The sequence below is a fragment of the Bacillus sp. AFS041924 genome, from assembly GCF_002577195.1.
GTDB lineage: Bacteria > Bacillota > Bacilli > Bacillales > Bacillaceae_G > Gottfriedia.
The window spans coordinates 82,334-104,711 of record NZ_NULG01000030.1 but is presented as its reverse complement, the minus strand read 5'-3'; the positions used below and the strand labels follow the sequence as shown (position 1 = coordinate 104,711).

The following is a 22,378-nucleotide window of genomic DNA, read 5'->3' as shown; positions in this document are numbered from 1 at the left end:
ATGAATGAAATAATTATAAAAGGGGCTAGAGCGCATAACTTAAAAAATATTGATGTGACAATCCCGCGTAATCAGTTAGTTGTTGTAACTGGTTTATCGGGATCAGGTAAGTCCTCTCTAGCATTTGATACGATTTATGCAGAAGGTCAGCGCAGATATGTAGAATCATTATCAGCATATGCTCGTCAATTTTTAGGTCAAATGGATAAGCCCGATGTTGATTCAATTGAAGGACTATCACCTGCAATCTCAATTGACCAGAAAACGACTAGTCGAAATCCTCGTTCGACAGTTGGTACGGTAACAGAGATTTACGACTATTTACGACTTTTATATGCTCGAATTGGTACTCCTATTTGCCCAAATCATGGCATCGAAATTACTTCTCAAACAGTTGAACAAATGGTAGATCGTGTGATGGAGTATCCTGAAAGAACAAAAATTCAAGTACTTGCGCCAGTTATCTCTGGTCGTAAAGGTACTCATGTAAAAGTGTTTGAAGAGATTAAAAAGCAAGGATTCGTACGTGTTCGAGTTGATGATGAGCTATACGATGTGTCTGATGAGATTGAATTAGAGAAAAATAAGAAGCATTCGATTGAAGTTGTGATTGACCGTATTGTCGTAAAAGAAGGTGTAGCTTCTCGACTAGCTGATTCTCTTGAGACTGCATTAAAGCTAGGAGAAGGTCGAGTAATTATTGATGTAATGGGTGAAGAAGAGCTACTTTTTAGTGAACATCATGCATGTCCAATTTGTGGTTTCTCAATTGGAGAATTAGAACCACGAATGTTTTCGTTTAATAGCCCATTCGGTGCTTGTCATTCATGTGATGGTTTAGGGACTAAGTTAGAAGTCGATTTAAGTTTAGTCATTCCAAATGAAGAATTAACTCTTAAAGAGAATGCGATAGCACCGTGGGAATCCATTAGTTCAATGTATTATCCACAGTTGCTTGAAAGTGTATGTAATCATTACGGGATTAATATGGATATTCCATTTAAAGACATCCCAAATGATCAAAGAGATAAAATTCTTTATGGCAGTAATGGAGAACAAATTTATTTTAAATATGATAATGAACAAGGTCATGTGCGTGAAGCGATGATTCAATTTGAAGGTGTTATTTCAAATGTTGAAAGACGTTATAAGGAAACATCTTCAGATTTTATTCGTGAGCAAATGGAAAAATACATGGCACAACAAAATTGTCCAACTTGTAAAGGTCATCGTTTAAGACAAGAGGCACTTGCAGTCTTTATCGGTGGTTTACATGTCGGTGAAGTAACTAGAATGTCAGTTAAGGAAGCGTTCGACTTCTTTGGCACACTTGGATTAACTCCAAAGCAGGAAAAAATAGCAAATCTAATTCTTCGAGAAATTAGAGAGCGTATTGGCTTTTTAGTTAATGTAGGTTTAGACTATTTAACACTGAACCGAGCGGCTGGTACTTTATCGGGTGGAGAAGCTCAACGAATTCGTTTGGCGACTCAAATTGGTTCAAGATTGACCGGCGTATTATATATTTTGGATGAACCATCAATCGGATTACACCAACGTGATAATGATCGATTAATTTCGACATTATTAAATATGAGAGATATCGGGAATACGTTAATTGTTGTTGAACATGATGAAGATACAATGCTAGCAGCTGATTATTTAATTGATATCGGTCCAGGAGCAGGTATTCACGGTGGTCAGGTTATTTCACAAGGAACGCCAAATGAAGTAATGAATGATAAAAATTCATTAACGGGTAAATACTTATCCGGAGAGAAGTTTATTCCAGTTCCGCTAGAACGTAGAAAAGGTGACGGACGTCAAATAAAGATTGTTGGAGCAAAAGAAAACAATTTAAAAAATGTCTCGACTTCTTTCCCATTAGGAACGTTCGTTGCAGTAACGGGTGTATCAGGCTCAGGAAAAAGTACATTAATTAATGAAATTTTATATAAATCATTAGCTCAAAAATTAAATGGTTCGAAAGTTCGTCCAGGGGAGCATAAAGAAATTAAAGGGATTGAAGAGTTAGAGAAGGTTATAGATATTGATCAATCGCCAATCGGTCGTACGCCTCGTTCAAACCCTGCCACTTATACTGGTGTATTTGATGATATTCGAGACGTTTATGCTGCTACAAATGAATCAAAGGTACGTGGTTATAAGAAAGGCCGTTTTAGCTTCAACGTTAAAGGCGGTAGATGTGAAGCTTGTCGTGGCGATGGGATTATTAAAATAGAAATGCATTTCTTACCTGATGTATATGTACCATGTGAAGTGTGTCATGGTAAACGATATAATAGAGAAACGTTAGAAGTTAAATATAAGGATAAATCGATCTCAGAAGTTTTAAATATGACTGTAGAAGATGCAGTTTCATTCTTTGAAAATATTCCAAAGATCAAACGTAAACTTCAAACACTATTTGATGTAGGTTTAGGTTATATTACATTAGGTCAACCTGCTACGACTTTATCAGGTGGGGAAGCACAGCGTGTAAAACTAGCTTCAGAACTTCATAAACGTACAAACGGAAGAACTTTATATATATTAGATGAACCTACTACTGGTCTTCATGTTGATGATATTGCACGATTATTAGTTGTTTTACAAAGACTTGTAGATAATGGTGATACCGTTCTTGTAATCGAACATAATTTAGATGTTATTAAAGCAGCAGACCATCTTATTGATTTAGGGCCAGAAGGTGGAGATAAAGGTGGTACGATCGTTGCAACCGGTACACCTGAACAACTATGTAAAGTCGAAGCGTCTCATACAGGTAAGTATTTAAAGGTTGTATTAGATCGTGACAAAGCTAGGATGGAAAAACGAATGGCATTGATGGAATCCTGAAGTCAGAAATTAAAGTGAAAATGTGATACAAAGAATGGGAGGAAACTCCTTTTTCTTTGTATTTGTTTTTAGCCCGTTTTTTTTATGGGGAGTTCCTTTTACTTGAAAAGTAGTCCACATTTCTTTAATGTTTTAACATAGAATAAATAGTGAAATAGAAAAACATGTGAATATAAAAAAAATGAGGGCTTATCGATAGAGAGGAGATTTCCCGTGAAAAAACTATATCGATCTTCTAAAGATTCTATGCTTGCTGGAGTATGTGGCGGATTAGGAAATTATTTTAATTTAGACAGTACATTAATAAGGTTACTTTTTGTTATATTGTTTTTTGTAGGATTTGGAGCAATTCTATTTGTATATTTAATTTGGATTTTTGTTGTTCCAGAAGAAGGTGACGTGAAATAAATGAGATGGTTATTTTCATTAGCTATTAATAGCTTAGTTTTTATTGTAGTGGCTGGATTTCTACAACCAGATTTTTATGTAAAGAATGTTGCAACGGCTATCATTGCTGCGCTAGTACTATCAGTTTTAAATACAATCATCCGCCCAATCTTAATTTTAATAACTTTACCCGTAACCATTTTTACAATGGGATTATTCCTATTTATTATTAATGCATTTACACTTGAAATTACTGATTATATATTAGGTGATGCTTTGCGTGTAAACGGTTTTCTAACTGCAGTTATCGCATCGATTCTAATTAGTACATTCAGTATGTTAATTCAATATTTTGTGTTTGGGTCTAAGGATAAAAAAAAGAATAATCATAAGTAAAAAAGGGAGTCTCATAAGTTGAAAGTACTTTTGAGAGTCTTTTTTTTGTTTTAAAAGAAATAGCGGGAAGTGGAAACACTATGTGAACAATATGGATAAAGTTGTGAACTCCGTTGATATACTACTTATTTCCGTAGATATAATACTAAGTACGGTTGATATATTACAAAATCTCATTGATAAATTTCACTTTTAAATTAATAATTTTTAATCATTTAAGTGCAGTTAATAGCTTATCGACATTTTCCCACAAAGTTTAAAAATGGTACAATATGAAAGATAGTACATAATTATTAATCCTTAGGAGGCTTGTATGGCTAAATTACGTACAAAGAATTTAGTTGAATATTTTAAATTAGAGGTTATTAGTGGTAGCGCGGGATTAAACAAATCGATTAACACGACTGATTTATCTCGCCCTGGTATAGAGGTTGCAGGTTTTTTTACATACTATCCGTCTGATCGAGTTCAAATATTAGGGAAAACAGAATTAACTTTTTATCATAGTTTAACAGACGAAGAAAAACATAATCGATTAAGAAAGCTTTGTGCAGATGATACACCGTGTATAATCGTAACACGAGGTTTAGAAATTCCATCTGAGTTAATCGAAGCTGGGGAAGAAACTGGAGTACCTATCTTACTATCAAATAGTAAAACAACTAAAATGTATAGTAGACTTACGAGTTATTTAGAGGCTAAACTTGCTCCGACTACAGCATTACACGGTGTACTTGTTGATATTTATGGTGTAGGTGTTTTAATTACAGGAAAAAGTGGAGTTGGTAAAAGTGAGACGGCTCTAGAGTTAGTGAAGCGTGGACATCGACTAGTAGCTGATGATTCGGTAGAGATTCGTCAAACTGATGAAGACACGTTGATCGGTTCATCACCAGAATTGATCGAGCATTTATTGGAGATTCGTGGATTAGGAATCATTAATGTAATGACGCTTTTTGGGGCAGGGTCTGTACGTAATTACAAGCGTATTACATTAAACATTGATTTAGAGACTTGGGACTCTCAAAAGGTATATGATCGAGTTGGTCTAGATGATGAAAAACTAAAAATATTAGAAACTGATATTTCGAAGATCACATTGCCTGTTCGTCCAGGACGAAATTTAGCTGTTATTATTGAGGTAGCAGCGATGAATTTCCGTTTAAAAAATATGGGTGTAAATGCAGCCCAGCAATTTGCAGATCGATTAGAGAAAGTAATTCAAGGCGGTAATAATGTTAGTGATTTAATTTAATGAAAAAGTGGGGAAATTGTAATGGAATCAAATATTCAGCCATTAGATAAAGTTTTTTTACACTTAGGTCCTCTTTCAATAAAATGGTATGGTGTATTGATTGGATTAGGTGTTGTCCTAGGTTTATGGATGGCAATTCGTGAAAGTAAACGACGTGGAATACCTGATGATACATTTTTGGATCTGATTTTAGTTGCTCTACCATCTGCAATTATTGGAGCTAGAATTTATTACGTACTCTTTGAATTAGACTATTATTCTAAGCATATTAGTGAAATACCAGCCATATGGCATGGTGGACTGGCAATTCATGGTGGTTTAATTGGAGCGTTTATTGCTAGCTACTTCTTTGCGAAGAAAAGAGGCATTTCATTTTGGAAGCTTGCTGATATTGCAGCTCCAAGTATTTTAGTAGGGCAAATGCTAGGACGCTGGGGGAATTTCATGAACCAAGAGGCTCATGGTGGACCAGTTACTAGATCATTTTTAGAAAGTCTTCATTTACCTACATGGATTATCAATCAAATGTATATTGATGGAACATATTATCATCCAACTTTTTTATATGAATCAATGTGGAGTTTATTAGGTATTATCTTCTTACTAGCTTTAAGAAGAGTGAATTTAAGACGTGGTGAAATGTTTTTAACATATTTAATCTGGTATTCAGTTGGTCGATTCTTTATTGAAGGATTAAGAACAGATAGTTTAATGTTAACTAGTACAATTAGAATGGCACAGTTTATCTCAGTCGTAATAATCGTACTATCTATTATCATTCTTTTTTATCGTAGAGCCAAAGGATTATCGAATAAGCGATATTTAGACGAATAAGTTTGTAAAACAGGAGTGGGGAACAAGGTGGAAACTTTAAAGAGAGGGTTACTAGTTGGTTTACAAACTTCTTGGAAAATAGGGAAAATCATTTTCCCTATTTCTTTCATTTTAACGATTATTAAAGAAACAGCACTAATGGACTGGTTTGTTAATTTGCTTGAACCTTTAATGAGCTTTATTGGTTTAAAGGGAGATGCAGCATTAGTATTAGTTTTAGGAAATGTTTTAAACTTATATGCTGCACTTGGGGCTATGTTACCTATGGATTTAACTGCTAAAGAGGCATTGATTCTTGCAGTTATGTTAAGTTTTTCTCATAATTTATTTGTTGAAACGAGTGTTGCAACTGCCGTAGGAGTGAGAGCATCATTTGTTGTTTTAGTAAGGTTAGGATTTGCGATTTTATCGGCTATTTGTATTCATTTCTTTTGGACTGGTGGAACAGAAATTGTTCATAAAGGTATTGAAGTTGCAGAAAGTGCTAATCAATCAGGATGGGATCTAATATATACTGCATTCGTTTCGTCATTAATGGGTTTTTTAAACCTTGTTAAAATAGTTATTCCATTAATGTTAGGTATTCAAGTTGCAAAAGATTTTGGATGGATGAATTATATAACAAAAGCATTATCGCCTTTTACTAAACTTATTGGTGTTGAAGCAAAAGCCGGAGTTACTTTAGCTGCAGGATTGTTTTTTGGATTAGCTTTTGGCGCGGGTGTTATGATTCAAGCTGTAAAAGAAGATGGGGTTTCGAAACGTGATTTATATCTCGTTTTCTTGTTTTTAGTAGCTTGTCATGCTGTGGTAGAAGATACACTTATCTTTATTCCTTTAGGTATTCCAGTTTTATATTTATTCTTAATCCGTTTCTTTGTCGCTCTAATTGTTACTTGTATAGTTGCAAGAGTAATAGGCAAAGTAGGAAGAAAAGCTGAATCAAGTTTAAACGTTGATGTGAAATAGAAAGGAAATACTATGAAAATAAATACGATATTATTTGATTTAGATGGTACATTAATCAATACAAATGAATTAATAATTGCTTCATTTTTGCATACTTTGAATAAATTTTATCCTGGGCAATTTAAACGTGGACAGGTTATTCCTTTTATGGGACCAACTTTAACTGAATCTTTTTCTACGGTAGACAAAGATCGAGTTGAAGAGTTGATTGCAGAATATCGCCGTTTTAATATGGAGATGCATGACGAATTTGTTGAAGAGTATGAAACAGTTTATGAGACAATTGAAACATTACACAAATTAGGTTATAAAATTGGAATTGTAACAACAAAAGCTCGAAATGTTGTTGAAATGGGCTTGAATTATAGTCGTTTAAAGCAATTTTTTGACACTGTGATTACGATTGATGATGTGAAGAATGCAAAGCCACATCCAGAACCGATTCAATTAGCTTTAAAAAAATTAAATTCAGTTCCTGAAGAAAGTATAATGGTGGGCGATAATTACCATGATATAGAAGGTGGTAAAAATGCTGGAACGAAAACAGCAGGAGTTGCTTGGTCACTAAAGGGAACAGAATTTTTAGCTACATTTAACCCTGATTTCATGCTGGAGAAGATGAGCGATATCTTACCTATTCTAGGGATTGATGAGAATTGAGAAAGACTAAACGCTATCTTATTGAAGGTGAAAACTCACTTTGGCAAGTGTATAAGACCGTTTCATTTTGGAAGACATTTCGAAATGTTATTGTAATTGAAATAGCTCGCTATATCCCTTTCTTTAGACTAAAAAACTGGATGTATAGGAATCTCATTGGAATGAAAGTGGGAGATTTTACATCCTTTGCTTTTAAAGTAACTCCTGATTTAATGTTTCCAGAATTAATTTCAGTAGGTAAGAATTCGATAATTGGCTATAATACAACAATCTTGGCGCATGAATATTTAATTAATGAATATCGATTAGGAGAAGTTATTATTGGAAATAATGTGTTAGTTGGTGCAAATACGACGATTTTGCCCGGGGTCACGATTGGTGACGGTGCGAAGATTTCAGCTGCAACATTAGTTAATAAGGACGTTCCAGCTGGTGCATTTGTTGGAGGCAATCCAATGGTTATCATTTCATTGCCTCAACCTGAAACGACAACTTAACCTCTAAAAAAAGTAGTTTTCAATATTATTTGTTTCGGTTAAAATAATACTTTGATAACTATTTAGAAAATGTGGAAATTGTACGTTCGTTTAAATTTCTAATAATTTGGACGGCGACTATTTCCTCTTTTTGTGTGATATACTGTGCTAAGCTGGAAAAACTGGAGGATCGAATGTCTGAAAATTTGGGGAATCAAACAAATCAATTTCATAATGTCGTTTCGTTCTCGTTACCGAAAGATTATTTCTACGAAAAAGGTATGAAAGCTTATAATAGTAACGATTCTGAGCAAGCGATTTATTATTTGAAAAAAGCTGCTGAAAATGAAGAGAATCAAACTGTTCTTATCGATATTTCTAGAAAGCTTTTATCATTACATCAATATCAAACTACAATTACTATTTTAGAATACATTTTAGATAAATACCCATCAAATGAAGATGTATATTATTTATTAGCATTTGCATTTTTTGAACTAGGATTGTTCCAAAAGGCCAATTTGTATGCTCAAAAATATTTAGAAATTGGTACAGATGAAGAGCAATTAGAAGAGCTAGAAGACTATTTAGATATAATTCATAGTGAAGAAGATGATGATTTAAATATCAATGATGATTTATTAGTGCTTCAAGAGCGAGTTACAAGCTATTTAGCAAATCATGATTGGAAATCAGCTAAATCAACTTTACTTAATATCGTTGATAAATATCAAGAATTTTGGCCAGCATATAATAATTTAGCTTTAGTAGAGCTTCATTTAGGGAATCATGAGGAAGCGGAAAGAGTATTACAATATGTTTTAGCAGAAAACCCAGGGAATTTATCGGCTTTAATTCATTTAACGATGTTAAAAAGAATATTAAATGAACAAGAAGTTGCTCTTGAATATCTTGAAAGCTTATCAAATATTGTTCCAATATCTGAAGAGCACCGTCATAAACTTGGTGTGCTTTTCTATCAATTCAAAAGATATGAGGAAGCATATAAGTTATTTAATTTACTTTACATGGAGCGACCAGATCGCGAAATACAGTTTTATTATATGTTCTGTGATGCAGCTTACCGTTCGGGACGAATCGAAACTGCGGAACGCATTTGGAATTTTGAAATGACAAATGAATTCGAGGATCATGAAGAATTAGCACCATGGGCTGAAAAAAAGCACTCATCTAATGAAATCGAACAATTAATGGCTGAGACCGAGTACCAAGCAAAATTCTCCAATTCGAATAGTGAAAGATGGGGATTAATCTATTTTATGAAGGAATATTATTATGAACAAAAGTTTAGTTCAATCCTTCAGGACTTAGATCCAATCGTTAATGTTGGTCTTGACGAACAGTTAGAACAAGTTCTTCTTAGCAATATGTGCTATATAGAGCCTCATCCATCATTAAATATTGCGCTAAATGGAGCAAAAAAGGTTCAGGCAACTTGGGAAGAGGAATATATCATTCTGCGTAATCATCTTCAATTATGGTTTTTCTCAATTTGTGAACTTACATTAAAGTATAAAGAATTACCTGTGAATGAAGATGTTTTATTAGCTGCTACACATTATCTTGTAGAAAATGAAGTGAAACGTGTATCACAAAAGAAAATTGCAGCAAACTATAATATCTCTACCTATTTATTAAATAAAGGCATTAACGCCATTCGAAGCTTGTATTAATACCAGATGGTGTTAAGCAAGCTTTCTTTTTTTTACATAAAGAAAGTATAAATTGGCAGCGAGGAATAAGTGAAAGTGCGCCTCTGACTTCGCCTAAAAGGCTCGTCAGTCAGCGAGTTTTTCTTATCTTGAGCATATGATTTGTTGTTTTAGGTTGTCGCGTATTAGGATAGTGATAGATGAAGAACTAGGGCAATTAGCCAGATAAGTACAAGGAGTGATTAAGAAATGGAAGAAAAAATTTATGATGTTATTATCATTGGAGCTGGTCCTGCAGGGATGACTGCAGCTGTATATACATCTCGTGCAAATCTTTCTACATTAATGATGGAACGTGGTATTCCTGGTGGACAGATGGCAAATACGGAAGAAATTGAAAACTACCCAGGCTTTGATAGCATTTTAGGTCCTGATTTATCAAATAAAATGTTTGATCATGCGAAAAAATTTGGTGCAGAGTACGCTTATGGAGACATCAAAGAAATAATCGACGGCAAAGAATATAAAACAATAGTGGCTGGTAAAAAAGAATACAAAGCACGTGCAGTTATTATTACAACGGGTGCAGAATACAAGAAAATTGGTGTACCAGGTGAGCAAGAGCTTGGAGGACGTGGTGTATCTTACTGTGCTGTTTGTGATGGTGCATTCTTTAAAGATAAAGAATTAGTTGTTGTAGGTGGAGGAGATTCAGCAGTTGAAGAAGGCGTATATTTAACTCGGTATGCTTCTAAAGTGACAATCGTTCACCGTAGAGATCAATTACGTGCTCAAAAAATTCTTCAAGACCGTGCATTTGCAAATGAAAAGATTTCATTTGTTTGGAATTCAACAATCAAGGAAATTAACGGAACTGATGGTAAAGTAAGTAGTGTGACGCTTGTTGATACTCAAAATGGTGAAGAATCTGAATTTAAAACAGAAGGCGTATTTATTTATATCGGAATGCTTCCATTAACTAAACCATTCTTAAGCTTAGGAATTACAAATGAAAATGGATATATTGAAACAAATGATGTAATGGAAACTAAAGTACCAGGTATTTTTGCTGCTGGTGATGTTCGTGAAAAAACTTTACGTCAAGTTGTAACTGCTACAGGAGACGGAAGTATTGCTGCTCAAGCAGTACAACATTATATCGAAGAATTAATGGAAGAGTTAGCTAAAACTAATTAATTGCGATAAAAAATAGTAAGATAGCGGAAATGAACTATTTGTTAGAATTGTGTATACAATTGTAATATTCTGAAACTTACATGTAATTAGGGTGTAACTCTACTGAAATATAGATACTGTATTATAGACAATAACCAGAGAGCCCCCTAATATATAGGAACATGGATATGCGCTTGTCCATGTTCCCTTTTTTTGTTTGTCTAGCTTTAATGAGTGTTATTTCTTCCCCAACTTCCATTCTATCTCTTAAAATTTTCTCCACCATACTAGATCCTGTGTACCCTAAAACTATCTTAACAAGTTGTTGTCTGACTAGTTTAACGGTATAATATAGATTGGGCAGTTTCAACCAACTGCAACTCGAAATTGTAAGTGAGGTATAAGAAATGCAAAGAGTTACACATTGTGTTTTGGTAAATGAAAATAATATCCTCTTGCTACAAAAACCTAGAAGAAACTGGTGGGTTGCACCCGGCGGAAAGATGGAGCCAGGTGAAAATATTAGAGAAGCAGTTGTACGTGAATATCGTGAAGAAACAGGTGTTTACTTAAAAAACCCAAAATTAAAAGGTGTTTTTACAATTATCATAGAAGAAGATGCTAAGGTAGTGAATGAGTGGATGATGTTCTCATTTTTGGCTACCGAGTTTGACGGTCAAAATCAGGATGAGTGTGAAGAAGGAATTCTTCGCTGGCATGCAATAGATGAAGTGAAGAAACTTCCTATGGCTGAGGGAGATTATCACATTATTGATTATCTACTTCAAGGTACAGAAATTTTGCATGGTACCTTTGTATATACACCGGATTTTGAATTAATAAGATATCGTTTAAATCCTAGTTAACCTAAATTCATAGAAAGGGTTGAGTTAAATGCCTACAAAATCACATGTGAAAATGGTTATAATAACTGGAATGTCAGGTGCTGGAAAGACTGTCGTTGTTCAAGCGTTAGAAGATATCGGTTATTTTTGTGTTGATAATCTTCCTCCTGCTCTACTTCCAAAATTTGTAGAGCTATTAAAGGACCCAGACCATAATACAACGGATAAAGTTGCTCTTGTAATGGATTTACGAGGAAGAGAATTCTTTGATCAATTAGGGAATTCGTTAGATCAATTAATGTCTACTCCTTCGATCATCCCTCAAATATTATTCTTAGATGCAACGAATGCTGCTCTTGTTACTCGCTATAAAGAAACGCGTCGTTCACATCCGCTTTCTCCAACTGCCTCTCCGCTAAAAGGGATTGAGATGGAACGTACGCTTTTGGCTGAAGTAAAAGGGCGAGCACAATTAATTTATGATACTTCTGATTTAAAACCTAAAATACTAAGAGAAAAAATAATTAAGCAGTTTAGAGAAAACGAGCAAGAAGGTTTTTCTGTAAATATTCAGTCATTCGGTTTTAAGTATGGAATACCGATTGATGCGGATTTAGTATTTGATGTACGCTTTTTACCAAACCCATTCTATATTGAATCAATGCGTCCATTAACTGGTTTAGATGAAGAGGTTTCCTCTTATGTTCTTAAATTTAATGAGACGACGGAGTTTATGGTGAAATTAATTGACTTAATTAGTTTCATGTTACCTCAATATAAAAGAGAGGGTAAACGTCAGTTAATTATTGCGATCGGTTGTACAGGTGGACAGCATCGCTCTGTTACTTTAGCAGAGTATTTAGCTAACTACTATAAGGATCAGTATGATACGAATATTAGCCATCGAGATGTTGAAAAAAGGAGCCATAAGTAATGGTTAGCCAGCGTTCGAAAATAGTAATAATTGGAGGCGGAACGGGACTATCTGTTTTAGTTCGTGGGTTGAAAAAACATCCCGTTGATATTACCGCTATCGTAACAGTCGCAGATGATGGTGGAAGTTCTGGACGATTACGTGATGAATTAAAAATTCCACCGCCTGGAGATGTACGAAATGTACTTGCCGCTTTATCAGATGTGGAACCTATGTTGGAAGAATTATTCCAACACCGATTTGCAACATCTGGTGACCTGTCGGGGCATTCACTTGGAAATTTAATGTTGAGTGCAATGACTGCGATTACAGGTGATTTTTATAGGGCAATTATCGAAATGCGTAGAGTACTAAATGTTAGAGGGAAAGTGATCCCGGCGGCTAATCAAAGTGTCGTATTAAAAGCCGAATTAGAAGATGGAACAATTGTATCAGGCGAATCAAAAATTCCGTATTCTGGTAAGAAAATTAAAAGAGTATTTTTAGCTCCGAGAAATGTTGAACCTTTAAAAGAGGCAATTGATGAAATTAACCGTGCTGACTTAATTGTAATCGGTCCAGGAAGTTTATATACGAGTATTCTTCCAAATCTTTTAGTTCCTAAAATAGGCAAGGCTGTTGTCAACTCAAGAGCTAAAAAAGTATATGTATGTAATGTGATGACACAAGCGGGTGAAACTCTACATTATACCGCTAGTGATCATGTAAAAGCTTTATACAACCATTTAGACACAAACTTTGTTGATACAATTATCGTAAATGAAGGTACTATGCCTGAGAGTATCTTAGAGCTATATAAAGAAGAGCATGCTCAACAAGTAATATTAGATACGAAAGAACTTGATCATTTAAATCTAGAAGTCGTTCATAAATCAATCGTTAAATATGATGATAATGTGATTAGGCATGACACTTTAAAATTAGCAGAAATATTATGTGACCTAATCCCGACAAAAATAAAAGAATAATTAAAAAATGTAATATGCTAGAAGGAGGGGGTGATTCAAATGTCCTTTGCATCAGAAACGAAAAAAGAGTTAACAACAATAGAGATTAAAGATTGTTGTTCAAGATCTGAGCTATCTTCTTTAATTCGAATGAATGGTTCATTATCACTAGCGAATCGCCAATTTATTGTAGATGTTGTTACTGAAAATGCAGCTATTGCTAGAAGAATATATGTATTAATTAAACGTGTTTATGATGTGGACGTTGAATTGCTCGTTCGAAAAAAAATGCGTCTTAAAAAGAACAATGTATATATTGTTCGAATTAAAGAAGAAGCAAAACATATTTTAAACGATCTTTATATAACTGGTGAAGGGTTTAGCTTTACTAATGAAATAGCAAAAGAGTTAATTCAAAAGAAATGCTGTAAACGTTCCTATTTAAGAGGTGCTTTCCTAGCTGGTGGTTCAGTGAATAATCCAGAAACATCTTCATATCATTTAGAAATTTTTTCATTCTATAAAGAGCATACTGAAGAAATTTGCCGTTTAATGAATGAATTTGGATTAAATGCTAAAACATTGGAAAGACGTAAAGGCTATATTACTTATTTAAAGGAAGCAGAAAAAATCACTGAGTTTTTAAACATTGTTGGTGCTCATTCAGCTTTATTAAGGTTTGAAGATATCCGTATTGTAAGAGATATGAGAAACAGTGTTAATCGTCTAGTAAATTGTGAAACTGCGAACTTAAATAAAACAATTAGTGCGGCTTTTAGACAAATTGAAAATATTCGTTATATCCAGAGTTCAGTAGGTTTAGACATACTACCACCGAAGTTACGAGAAATTGCTGAACTTCGAGTAGCGTATGAGGATGTAACATTAAAAGAATTAGGTGAAATGGTATCTAGTGGTGCAATTAGTAAATCAGGAATTAATCACCGATTACGTAAAATTGATGAAATTGCTGATAAGCTAAGAGCAGGAGAATCAATTAAAATAAAATAATAGTTGAGAGGGGAGAAAAAAATGATTGAGAAAAAAGGGAGAGTACTATTAGAAACTGGAATACAGGCTCGTCCAGCTGCACAATTCGTTCAAGTAGCTACGAGATTTCGTTCAGAAGTATTGCTAGCATACAAAGGTAAACAAGTGAACGTCAAAAGTATCATGGGCGTTATGAGTCTTGCCGTACCACACGGAGAAGAAATAATCATTACAATTACTGGTGACGATGAGGTTGAAGCAATGGAAGCAGTAATGGACTTTATTGGTGAAGAAATTTAATGTAATTGGACATTCACATAAATGGATGTCCAATTTTTTTTACAAAAAAACTAGCCGAAATTCACGGCTAGTTTCTTTTTATCATTTAATAGCTGTAGTGTTAGAAATTACTTTATCTATTAATCCGTATTCTAATGCACGATCAGCAGTCATAAAGTTATCACGCTCAGTATCACGCTCAATCGTATCTAATGGCTGACCAGTACGCTCTGCAAGAATTTTGTTTAATTTATCGCGTAAGAACAAGATGCGCTTAGCTGCAATTTCGATTTCAGTAGCTTGACCTTGAGCACCACCTAATGGTTGGTGAATCATAACTTCTGCATTTGGAAGAGCATATCTCTTACCTTTTTCCCCAGCAGCTAATAAGAAAGCACCCATTGAAGCTGCCATACCAATACAAATTGTAGATACTTGAGGCTTAATGAAGTTCATCGTATCATAAATAGCCATACCAGCAGTAATACTTCCTCCTGGGCTATTAATGTATAATGAAATATCCTTATCTGGATCTTCTGCTGCTAAAAATAAAAGTTGTGACACGATCGAGTTAGCTACGTTATCATCGATTGCACTACCTAACATGATGATGCGGTCTTTTAAAAGACGAGAGTAAATATCATACGCACGCTCACCACGACTTGTTTGTTCAATAACTGTAGGGATTAAATTCATTTTTTCTCCTCCTTGTTTAAAACAAAAGATTGATTAATACAATAATACCTTTAAGGTCAGAAAAGGTCAAATAAAAGAGATTCTATATTTATGTATTCTTTAGATTAATGATAATTGACCTTTTATAACATATTGATTATCTAATACTTCAACATCATTAACGACTTTTCCTATTATTAAACGTAACTTTATTTAGTTTTTCTTTTGATAAGTATAAATTCATATAAACTATGAGGTAGGAGTTTAGTAGAAAGGGGAAATAAGGAAGAGCAGGAGAGGGTGGACTTAATAAAGAAAAGATTCGAAAAGGATTTTTTAAAAGGAAAAATTTAATTTGATCAGGAATGCTTCTTAGAAAATACAATAGATTTGTAAAGGAGACAAAGTTATTTTAAGGAGGAGAGCAAACTTGGATAAACTAAATTCTGCATTCCCATCAAATTTTCTTTGGGGTGGTGCAATTGCAGCTAATCAAGCAGAAGGTGCATATTCAGAAGGTGGAAAAGGATTAACCACAGTAGATTTATTACCGACTGGTAAAGAACGATTTTCGATTATGTTAGGGAAGATAGACTCTTTAAAACTAAAAGAGGGAGTTTACTATCCTTCGCACGAAGCAATTAATTTCTACCATCGATATAAAGAAGATATTGCACTATTTGCAGAAATGGGATTTAAATGCCTAAGATTATCAATTGCATGGGCAAGGATTTTTCCTAGCGGTGATGACGAATTACCAAATGAAGCAGGTCTTCAATTCTATGATGATGTATTTGATGAGTTATTAAAATACAATATCGAACCAGTTGTCACGACATGCCATTTTGATGTACCAGTTCATTTAGTAGAAAAATACGGTAGCTGGAAAAACAGGAAAATGATTGATTTTTATGAGAGGTATACAAAAACGATTTTTGAAAGATATAAAAATAAAGTTAAGTATTGGATGACGTTTAATGAAATTAACATGCTATTACATGCCCCTTTTATTGGAGCGGGTATTATCCTTAAAGAAGGAGAAGATAAAAACCAAATTCTTTACCAAGCAGCACACCATCAACTTGTAGCCAGCGCTTTAGCAGTTAAAGCATGTCACGAAATTATTCCAAATAGTCAAATTGGATGTATGCTGGCAGCAGGCACGACCTATCCATACACATGTCATCCAAACGATGTATGGGAAGCAATCGATAAAGATCGAGAATCATACTTTTTCATTGATGTTCAATCAAGAGGTGAATACCCTGGATATGCTAAACGATATTTCAGAGAAAATGATTTACATATAGTAATGGAAAAAGACGATGAAGAGCTATTAAAAAATAATACGGTGGACTATATCGGTTTCAGTTATTATGCAAGTCGTTGCACTTGTACTGACCCGGAAGTACTAAGTCAATTAACTGAAGGAAATATCTTTGCCTCCATAAAAAATCCATACTTAAAAGCCTCCGAGTGGGGATGGCAAATCGACCCTAAAGGATTACGAATAACATGTAATCAATTATACGACCGTTACCAAAAACCATTATTTATCGTGGAAAATGGCCTAGGAGCAATTGATGTAATTGAAGATAACGACACAATTAATGATGAATACCGAATCGAATATTTAAACTCACACTTTAAAGAAATGTCCGAAGCAATCCATGACGGCGTCGAGATCATTGGCTACACAAGCTGGGGACCAATCGATCTAGTAAGTGCAGGAACCGGTGAAATGAAAAAACGCTACGGATATATATACGTAGACAAAGACAACGAAGGAAAAGGCACACTAAAAAGACTAAAGAAAAAAAGCTTTTACTTCTATCAACAAGTCATCAAATCAAACGGAAAAAACCTATAAAACAAAAACGATGAAGAAGACGCTAACGCCCATTCCCTACATGCATCTTCTTCTTTTTCACATTCACAGAATAATTTCACTCCGAAAAAACCTAAATTATTGCGGTCAGAACTTTCAAACGATATAATTAAATAAACGAAATTCTTAAATTAAACAAATATAGCCCCTGATAGAAGATAACTTGCTTTTCTTCTTACATAGCTCAGTTGTAAAGCACGTCCGAATAAGCTGCGTAGCAAAACATCAGCGCACCAATCGAGCCGCTCCTTGCAAAAGCCTTCTGAGATTGGGGCGACCAATACAATAACCTTATTTTAAACTTTATATTAACACGCGTTCGTAGCTCAGTGGATAAAGCACGGATGAATAAGCCTCCATGAAATTACTCCGAGCGCACTTGCCGAGCCGCTCCTTGCAATAACAATCTGAGGCAAGGGTGGACCAGAGTAAACATAATATGGTGAAACCAATCGAGTCGCTCCTTGCATAAGCTTCCTGAGATTGGGGCGACATTACAAAATACTTATTTCCTTTATAATATGCGTTCGTAGCTCAGAGGATAGAGCACGTCCGAATAAGCTACAAAGCGAAACATCAGCGCACCAATCGAGCCGCTCCTTGCATAAACTTTCTGAGATTGGGGCGACAATACAAAATACTTATTTTCTCTTATATATAATATGCGTTCGTAGCTCAGAGGATAGAGCAACGGTTTCCGGTACCGTGTGTCGCAGGTTCGAATCCTGTCGAGCGCGCTAAACAAAAAAACGAGTGATATATTCTGTTAAAAAACAGAAGTATTATCACTCGTTTTTTATTTTTTTACTGATAATACTCCCTTTAACCTACAACCAAAGATGTATCAAAACTCCATCCAATCAATAATGGGTTCCTTAAACATAAAGTCATATATTTAAAGTAAGAAAAGGGAGGTCGTTAACATGGATATAAATTCTTTCGTTTTAAAGGAAATCTCAAAATTTAATAAAGAAGAAATGGAAAGAGAACTAAAATTCAAAGAAACCTATAAACTGTATTCAACATCTAAAAAGAAAAAATACTGCATAGATCTAATAATCATTAAATTCTGTTTCTAAAATAGAGAATGCTTATAATCAATTTAATATTCATAACAAAAAGAACTGCGTGATGTAGATCATTATCATTTCTTTAATTATATGGTTCTTTTTGCTTTTTGTATTTTTTTCCTCTATCATTTTTCCTGGATATATGTTATATTACTATTTGCGATGAGCTAATTTGAGTAAGACGAGAGATATGCGCAAGCTAAACGCGCGGATGTGGCCGCCCGGTCTCTCGCCTCAAACGCATCAAGACGTCTGCTGCGGCAGGCGTCTTTCTTTTTGTTCATTCCTTTGTGTATAATAGTACATATTAATATTGAAGGGAATGTTTTTGTGTTAACAATTGCAGAATATACTGTAGAAGAAATAAAAGATCCATTTGGTATCATTGAAGGTGAACGATATGAATTTATTTTATATATCGATGTGCCAGAGGATGATGAGTTATATAATGAAAAAGGTATTTACATAAAATTGCTTTTTGGAGTAAATGGTGCTGAGTCGAAATTAATTAAGTATGACTTGTATGAAGCTGAATCAAATACATATTTAGACTTTGATTTGGAAGAAGATGAGGAAAAAGAAGTATTTGAATTTTGTAAAACGCATTTAACAGTGGAAGAAGAATGATATTGTGTTGTTAAATGACACACATTATTTTTAAAAATAGCCAATTTCGTTAATTTGGCGACACACTACTGTATTTTAATAAACACAGTTCAACATAAGATTACACACTTTTAAAACACTAAAATTTCATAAAAAACAATTTGATTTAAAAACCTTGATTTTTCAAGGTTTTTTTATTTGTGCTTTTGAATAAATTGACTTTTTAGAAAATTGGCACACATTTTGCAATACTTAAATTGAGTTCACTACTTGTCCTTGTACCGCGTAATTCTTTTGTCATTATTTGTAAATATGTAAGCGCTACACTGACGGGATAAATTTAGTAGGAGGTGGAAAATGAATATCTTATTGGTATGTTCTGCAGGAATGTCGACTAGTTTGCTAGTTACAAAAATGGAACAAGCAGCTAAGGCAAAAGGAATTCAAGCAACAATATGGGCAGTTGCTGGTGATGAGGCAAAAGAAAATTTAGCCAAGGCGGATGTATTACTACTTGGACCACAGGTTCGTTATCTAGCCTTAGAAATGAAGAAGCTAGCCGAACCAAAAGGGATACCAGTAGATACTATTAACCAAGTTCATTATGGATTGATGAATGGTGAGGCAGTCTTAGAAATGGCTTTAAATTTGAAAAAATAAAACGGGGTATTAAAAATTTAGAGAGAAAAGAAGGTGTATCAGAATGATGCGTTTTGCTGAAAAGTATATCATGCCTGCTGCAGCGAAATTTGGAAATCAACGTCACTTGTTAGCGATCCGTGATGCGTTAATCGGAATGATTGCAATTACGATGATTGGAGCTTTTGCTGTACTTATTAATAACTTAGGTGGCGCAATCCATGGCTACGATAAAATGATGGAAACTGTCTTTGGTGCAAACTGGAAAACACTGGGTGGAGATATTTGGTGGGGAACTTTTGCATTTATGACAGTATTTGCCGTTGTAGGTATTGCGCATAGATTAGCGCGTTCTTATGGTGACGAAGGGTTTGAAGCGATGCTTGTTGCATTAGCATGTTACTTTGTACTTGTTCCACAATCATTAGCTGCAGTATCTGTTACATTACAAGATGGTAAGACAGCTACAGGTGGAACTTGGGGATTTGTTAATTGGAATTCATTAAACTCAACGGCATTATTTACAGGGATTATCGTTGCGATTATTGCAACTGAAATCTTTGTAAGATTAGCTAGAGTAAAACAATTAGTTATTAAATTACCTGATGGTGTTCCACCAGCTGTATCCAAAGCATTTGCAAAGTTATTACCAGGTATGTTAACAATTTTTATTGTAGCTTTAGTTGGACTATTATTCAGATTATACATTTCAAATGGTGTATTCTTTAATGAGTGGTTAAATTCAGTTCTTGTAAAACCATTAACAGATGCGGCTGATTCATTAGGATTTGCAGTAGCAATTGCATTTTTTATTCATTTTTTCTGGGCAATGGGTTTACATGGACCAAACATTTTAGGTGGTATAACAACCCCTTTATTCACTTCATTAGGAAACCAAAATATCGATTTATATGCTAAAGGTGTTACTAATCTAGACAAGTACGCGGTATTAGCAGGCCCATTCTATGATGCCTTCGTATTCATGGGTGGATCAGGTACTACGATTGGATTGATTATTGCAATGTTTATTGTTAATCGTAAACGGAATAAGCAAATGATTGCATTGGGTACACCTCCTGGATTATTTAATATTAATGAACCAATTATTTTCGGTTTACCAATTGTTTTAAATCCAGTTTGGTTAGTTCCATTTATCCTTACACCAATCGTGTTAACAATTATTTCTTATATAGCAGTTTCTACACATATTGTTTTCCCAGTAGTTACAACAATACCTTGGGTGACTCCTCCAATCATTGGTGGTTATTTAGCAACGGGTGGTCACTGGAGCGGTGCTGCTTTATCGGCTATTAACGTTGTTATTTCAATCTTGATTTACTTGCCATTCGTAGCGGTAGCCGAACGAATGGAAGCTAGAAAATCAACTGAAACTACTAGTAGTAACTCATTAAATGTTTAATTAAATGTGAAGGAGAAGAGTGTAAATGCCAACCGACACGAATAATGAACAAATTGCATTTCAGTTAATTTTACATTCTGGAAATGCCAAGAGTTTATTAATGGAAGCAATGTATAAAGCTCGTGATGGAGAGTTCGAGGAAGCTCGTGAGAAAGTAATTGAAGCGAATGCGGAACTTAGGCTGGCCCATCACTCTCAAACTTCGCTCATACAAAGTGAAGCAGGCGGGCAACAATATAAAATTAATATTCTTTTAGTACATGCCCAGGATCATTTAATGAACACACTTACAACAAGAGATTTAGTAGAAGAAATTATATATTTGCATGAAAAAATAATTAAATAATTGATAAAAGAAGTGGTGGTGTAGAGTTAGTCTACACCACTTTTTTACGCTGTTGAAAAATAATATTAATCACCAAATTTTTTAAATAGTACCCTGTGAGGTTGATTTCCACTACAGGATTCTCGCTTTCCATAGGGCGAGACCTGCGCCTCCTCAGCATGCCTCCTGGGTCTTAGGCTTCCCGCATTTCCCATAGGGGCCCGAGCCCCCTTTTGTTTCAATTCACTTATTCAACTGAACAAGGATACATTAAAAATCTAATTTTCGATTCTTTACTTAGAGAAAAATAACAATTACATAATCAAAAAATAAACAATTAGAGTTGTTTTTTTCTTATATAACACACTCTTAAATGTATAATTTAAGAAGGGAAAATAGTTTTAAAACACTAATAGATTACTGGGGATTTTTACGACACACTAACAAAGACACGACACACTAAATCATTTTCATAAGATTTACCGAAAATAGATAACACACTAAAAGAGTTAGGTCATTTTCCTTTTAGAGTAAAGAAAAAAATATCATGACTGTAAAACCTTATAGGACAAGCTTTCTCGGATTAAAATAAATATTTTTTTATGATTTATAAAAAGTTGGCACGCCATTTGCAATATAAAAGAGTGTACAAAATAAATTAATTGGTAGTTGCTTAAGAACAAAAAACAACAACTTGTAAGCGCTACACTACATCTAATACTGGAGGAATAACAATGAATATTTTATTAGCTTGTTCAGCAGGAATGTCAACTAGTTTACTAGTAACGAAAATGGAGGATGCAGCAAAAGCAAAAGGAATTGAAGTGAGAATTTGGGCTGTATCAGGTGATGCTGCAAAAGAAAATTTAGATAAAGCTGATGTTCTTTTATTAGGACCACAAGTACGTTATTTAGCTTCAGAAATGAAAAAAGTTGCCGAACCAAAAGGGATCCCGGTTGACGTGATTAATCCAGTACACTACGGACTTATGAATGGTGAAGCTGTTTTAGAATTAGCACTTAGCTTAAAAAAATAGTCATGTTGCATAAATTTTAACAAAAAGGAGTCTTAAAA

The 22,378-nt window shown here is 34.3% G+C and carries 23 protein-coding genes and 1 tRNA gene; 23 read left to right on the top strand and 1 reads right to left on the bottom strand.

Features of this window, described 5'->3' with window-relative positions; translation table 11 throughout:
* The 15 genes from uvrA to COC46_RS10855 all read left to right on the top strand — a co-directional run bounded on the left by uvrA (nucleotide 1) and on the right by COC46_RS10855 (nucleotide 14,701).
* Nucleotides 1–2,859: an excinuclease ABC subunit UvrA gene (uvrA, locus tag COC46_RS10930; RefSeq protein ID WP_098809759.1), complete on the top strand. Its 2,859-nt coding sequence runs from the start codon at nucleotides 1–3 to the stop codon at nucleotides 2,857–2,859.
* A 213-nt stretch (nucleotides 2,860–3,072) separates the two neighbouring features.
* Nucleotides 3,073–3,267, top strand: coding sequence for a PspC domain-containing protein (locus tag COC46_RS22175; RefSeq protein ID WP_098809741.1), 195 nt, complete (start codon nucleotides 3,073–3,075; stop codon nucleotides 3,265–3,267).
* Nucleotides 3,268–3,642 (top strand): phage holin family protein, encoded by a 375-nt coding sequence (locus COC46_RS10920; protein WP_098809740.1) that lies wholly within the window; start codon nucleotides 3,268–3,270, stop codon nucleotides 3,640–3,642. It begins immediately after the preceding gene.
* 313 nt (nucleotides 3,643–3,955) lie between these two features.
* Nucleotides 3,956–4,897: an HPr(Ser) kinase/phosphatase gene (gene hprK / locus COC46_RS10915; protein WP_098809739.1), complete on the top strand. Its 942-nt coding sequence runs from the start codon at nucleotides 3,956–3,958 to the stop codon at nucleotides 4,895–4,897.
* A 21-nt stretch (nucleotides 4,898–4,918) separates the two neighbouring features.
* Nucleotides 4,919–5,731: a prolipoprotein diacylglyceryl transferase gene (lgt, locus tag COC46_RS10910; RefSeq protein WP_098809738.1), complete on the top strand. Its 813-nt coding sequence runs from the start codon at nucleotides 4,919–4,921 to the stop codon at nucleotides 5,729–5,731.
* 27 nt (nucleotides 5,732–5,758) lie between these two features.
* A complete protein-coding gene (locus COC46_RS10905; RefSeq protein WP_098809737.1) occupies nucleotides 5,759–6,700 on the top strand; it encodes a nucleoside recognition domain-containing protein in 942 nt (313 codons plus the stop codon).
* A gap of 12 nt (nucleotides 6,701–6,712) precedes the next feature.
* Nucleotides 6,713–7,360, top strand: coding sequence for a pyrophosphatase PpaX (ppaX, locus tag COC46_RS10900; protein ID WP_098809736.1), 648 nt, complete (start codon nucleotides 6,713–6,715; stop codon nucleotides 7,358–7,360).
* Nucleotides 7,357–7,857, top strand: a complete 501-nt coding sequence (locus COC46_RS10895; protein WP_098809735.1) for an acyltransferase — start codon at nucleotides 7,357–7,359, stop codon at nucleotides 7,855–7,857. The genes ppaX and COC46_RS10895 overlap by 4 nt, the downstream gene beginning before the upstream one ends.
* A gap of 173 nt (nucleotides 7,858–8,030) precedes the next feature.
* Nucleotides 8,031–9,530, top strand: a complete 1,500-nt coding sequence (locus tag COC46_RS10890) for a tetratricopeptide repeat protein (protein WP_098809734.1) — start codon at nucleotides 8,031–8,033, stop codon at nucleotides 9,528–9,530.
* 228 nt (nucleotides 9,531–9,758) lie between these two features.
* A complete protein-coding gene (gene trxB / locus COC46_RS10885; RefSeq protein WP_098809733.1) occupies nucleotides 9,759–10,706 on the top strand; it encodes a thioredoxin-disulfide reductase in 948 nt (315 codons plus the stop codon).
* Between the two features lie 386 nt (nucleotides 10,707–11,092).
* The gene (locus tag COC46_RS10875) at nucleotides 11,093–11,551 is read left to right on the top strand and encodes an NUDIX hydrolase (RefSeq protein ID WP_098809731.1); all 459 of its coding nucleotides are present in this window, start codon (nucleotides 11,093–11,095) and stop codon (nucleotides 11,549–11,551) included.
* A gap of 28 nt (nucleotides 11,552–11,579) precedes the next feature.
* Nucleotides 11,580–12,464 (top strand): RNase adapter RapZ, encoded by an 885-nt coding sequence (gene rapZ, locus COC46_RS10870; protein ID WP_098809730.1) that lies wholly within the window; start codon nucleotides 11,580–11,582, stop codon nucleotides 12,462–12,464.
* A complete protein-coding gene (locus tag COC46_RS10865; RefSeq protein WP_098809729.1) occupies nucleotides 12,464–13,432 on the top strand; it encodes a gluconeogenesis factor YvcK family protein in 969 nt (322 codons plus the stop codon). The genes rapZ and COC46_RS10865 overlap by 1 nt, the downstream gene beginning before the upstream one ends.
* Nucleotides 13,433–13,471: 39 nt before the next feature.
* Nucleotides 13,472–14,422 (top strand): DNA-binding protein WhiA, encoded by a 951-nt coding sequence (gene whiA, locus COC46_RS10860; RefSeq protein ID WP_098809728.1) that lies wholly within the window; start codon nucleotides 13,472–13,474, stop codon nucleotides 14,420–14,422.
* Between the two features lie 21 nt (nucleotides 14,423–14,443).
* Nucleotides 14,444–14,701: an HPr family phosphocarrier protein gene (locus tag COC46_RS10855; RefSeq protein ID WP_098809727.1), complete on the top strand. Its 258-nt coding sequence runs from the start codon at nucleotides 14,444–14,446 to the stop codon at nucleotides 14,699–14,701.
* 81 nt (nucleotides 14,702–14,782) lie between these two features.
* Here the strand turns inward: COC46_RS10855 and clpP are convergent, their stop codons facing one another.
* Nucleotides 14,783–15,376: an ATP-dependent Clp endopeptidase proteolytic subunit ClpP gene (clpP, locus tag COC46_RS10850; RefSeq protein ID WP_098809726.1), complete on the bottom strand. Its 594-nt coding sequence runs from the start codon at nucleotides 15,374–15,376 to the stop codon at nucleotides 14,783–14,785.
* A 409-nt stretch (nucleotides 15,377–15,785) separates the two neighbouring features.
* Here clpP and COC46_RS10845 point away from each other — a divergent pair, with 409 nt between their 5' ends.
* The 8 genes from COC46_RS10845 to COC46_RS10815 all read left to right on the top strand — a co-directional run bounded on the left by COC46_RS10845 (nucleotide 15,786) and on the right by COC46_RS10815 (nucleotide 22,340).
* Complete coding sequence (locus tag COC46_RS10845) at nucleotides 15,786–17,225, top strand: 6-phospho-beta-glucosidase (protein WP_098809725.1); 1,440 nt, start codon at nucleotides 15,786–15,788, stop codon at nucleotides 17,223–17,225.
* A gap of 682 nt (nucleotides 17,226–17,907) precedes the next feature.
* A tRNA-Arg gene (locus COC46_RS10840) sits at nucleotides 17,908–17,980 on the top strand.
* 186 nt (nucleotides 17,981–18,166) lie between these two features.
* Nucleotides 18,167–18,322, top strand: coding sequence for a hypothetical protein (locus COC46_RS22170; protein WP_176545126.1), 156 nt, complete (start codon nucleotides 18,167–18,169; stop codon nucleotides 18,320–18,322).
* A 321-nt stretch (nucleotides 18,323–18,643) separates the two neighbouring features.
* Nucleotides 18,644–18,940 carry a DUF6509 family protein gene (locus COC46_RS10835; RefSeq protein ID WP_098809724.1) on the top strand — a complete coding sequence of 99 codons (297 nt, stop codon included), beginning with the start codon at nucleotides 18,644–18,646 and terminating at the stop codon, nucleotides 18,938–18,940.
* A gap of 336 nt (nucleotides 18,941–19,276) precedes the next feature.
* Complete coding sequence (locus COC46_RS10830; protein WP_098809723.1) at nucleotides 19,277–19,579, top strand: PTS sugar transporter subunit IIB; 303 nt, start codon at nucleotides 19,277–19,279, stop codon at nucleotides 19,577–19,579.
* Between the two features lie 43 nt (nucleotides 19,580–19,622).
* Nucleotides 19,623–20,978 (top strand): PTS sugar transporter subunit IIC, encoded by a 1,356-nt coding sequence (locus tag COC46_RS10825; RefSeq protein WP_098809722.1) that lies wholly within the window; start codon nucleotides 19,623–19,625, stop codon nucleotides 20,976–20,978.
* Between the two features lie 25 nt (nucleotides 20,979–21,003).
* Entirely contained in the window at nucleotides 21,004–21,324 is a 321-nt protein-coding gene (locus tag COC46_RS10820; RefSeq protein ID WP_098809721.1) for a PTS lactose/cellobiose transporter subunit IIA, read from the top strand.
* 713 nt (nucleotides 21,325–22,037) lie between these two features.
* Nucleotides 22,038–22,340 (top strand): PTS sugar transporter subunit IIB, encoded by a 303-nt coding sequence (locus COC46_RS10815; protein ID WP_098809720.1) that lies wholly within the window; start codon nucleotides 22,038–22,040, stop codon nucleotides 22,338–22,340.
* Nucleotides 22,341–22,378: the final 38 nt, after the last annotated feature.

What these genes read in the sequence shown, in the direction of transcription:
- COC46_RS22170 (WP_176545126.1), top strand. Translation starts at nt 18,167, where the DNA reads ATGGATATAAATTCTTTCGTTTTAAAGGAAATCTCAAAATTTAATAAA.
- hprK (WP_098809739.1), top strand. Translation starts at nt 3,956, where the DNA reads ATGGCTAAATTACGTACAAAGAATTTAGTTGAATATTTTAAATTAGAG.
- COC46_RS10875 (WP_098809731.1), top strand. Translation starts at nt 11,093, where the DNA reads ATGCAAAGAGTTACACATTGTGTTTTGGTAAATGAAAATAATATCCTC.
- COC46_RS10825 (WP_098809722.1), top strand. Translation starts at nt 19,623, where the DNA reads ATGATGCGTTTTGCTGAAAAGTATATCATGCCTGCTGCAGCGAAATTT.
- COC46_RS10855 (WP_098809727.1), top strand. Translation starts at nt 14,444, where the DNA reads ATGATTGAGAAAAAAGGGAGAGTACTATTAGAAACTGGAATACAGGCT.
- trxB (WP_098809733.1), top strand. Translation starts at nt 9,759, where the DNA reads ATGGAAGAAAAAATTTATGATGTTATTATCATTGGAGCTGGTCCTGCA.
- rapZ (WP_098809730.1), top strand. Translation starts at nt 11,580, where the DNA reads ATGCCTACAAAATCACATGTGAAAATGGTTATAATAACTGGAATGTCA.
- COC46_RS10890 (WP_098809734.1), top strand. Translation starts at nt 8,031, where the DNA reads ATGTCTGAAAATTTGGGGAATCAAACAAATCAATTTCATAATGTCGTT.
- clpP (WP_098809726.1), bottom strand. Translation starts at nt 15,376, where the DNA reads ATGAATTTAATCCCTACAGTTATTGAACAAACAAGTCGTGGTGAGCGT.
- uvrA (WP_098809759.1), top strand. Translation starts at nt 1, where the DNA reads ATGAATGAAATAATTATAAAAGGGGCTAGAGCGCATAACTTAAAAAAT.
- COC46_RS10865 (WP_098809729.1), top strand. Translation starts at nt 12,464, where the DNA reads ATGGTTAGCCAGCGTTCGAAAATAGTAATAATTGGAGGCGGAACGGGA.
- COC46_RS10820 (WP_098809721.1), top strand. Translation starts at nt 21,004, where the DNA reads ATGCCAACCGACACGAATAATGAACAAATTGCATTTCAGTTAATTTTA.
- COC46_RS10920 (WP_098809740.1), top strand. Translation starts at nt 3,268, where the DNA reads ATGAGATGGTTATTTTCATTAGCTATTAATAGCTTAGTTTTTATTGTA.
- whiA (WP_098809728.1), top strand. Translation starts at nt 13,472, where the DNA reads ATGTCCTTTGCATCAGAAACGAAAAAAGAGTTAACAACAATAGAGATT.
- ppaX (WP_098809736.1), top strand. Translation starts at nt 6,713, where the DNA reads ATGAAAATAAATACGATATTATTTGATTTAGATGGTACATTAATCAAT.
- lgt (WP_098809738.1), top strand. Translation starts at nt 4,919, where the DNA reads ATGGAATCAAATATTCAGCCATTAGATAAAGTTTTTTTACACTTAGGT.
- COC46_RS10830 (WP_098809723.1), top strand. Translation starts at nt 19,277, where the DNA reads ATGAATATCTTATTGGTATGTTCTGCAGGAATGTCGACTAGTTTGCTA.
- COC46_RS10815 (WP_098809720.1), top strand. Translation starts at nt 22,038, where the DNA reads ATGAATATTTTATTAGCTTGTTCAGCAGGAATGTCAACTAGTTTACTA.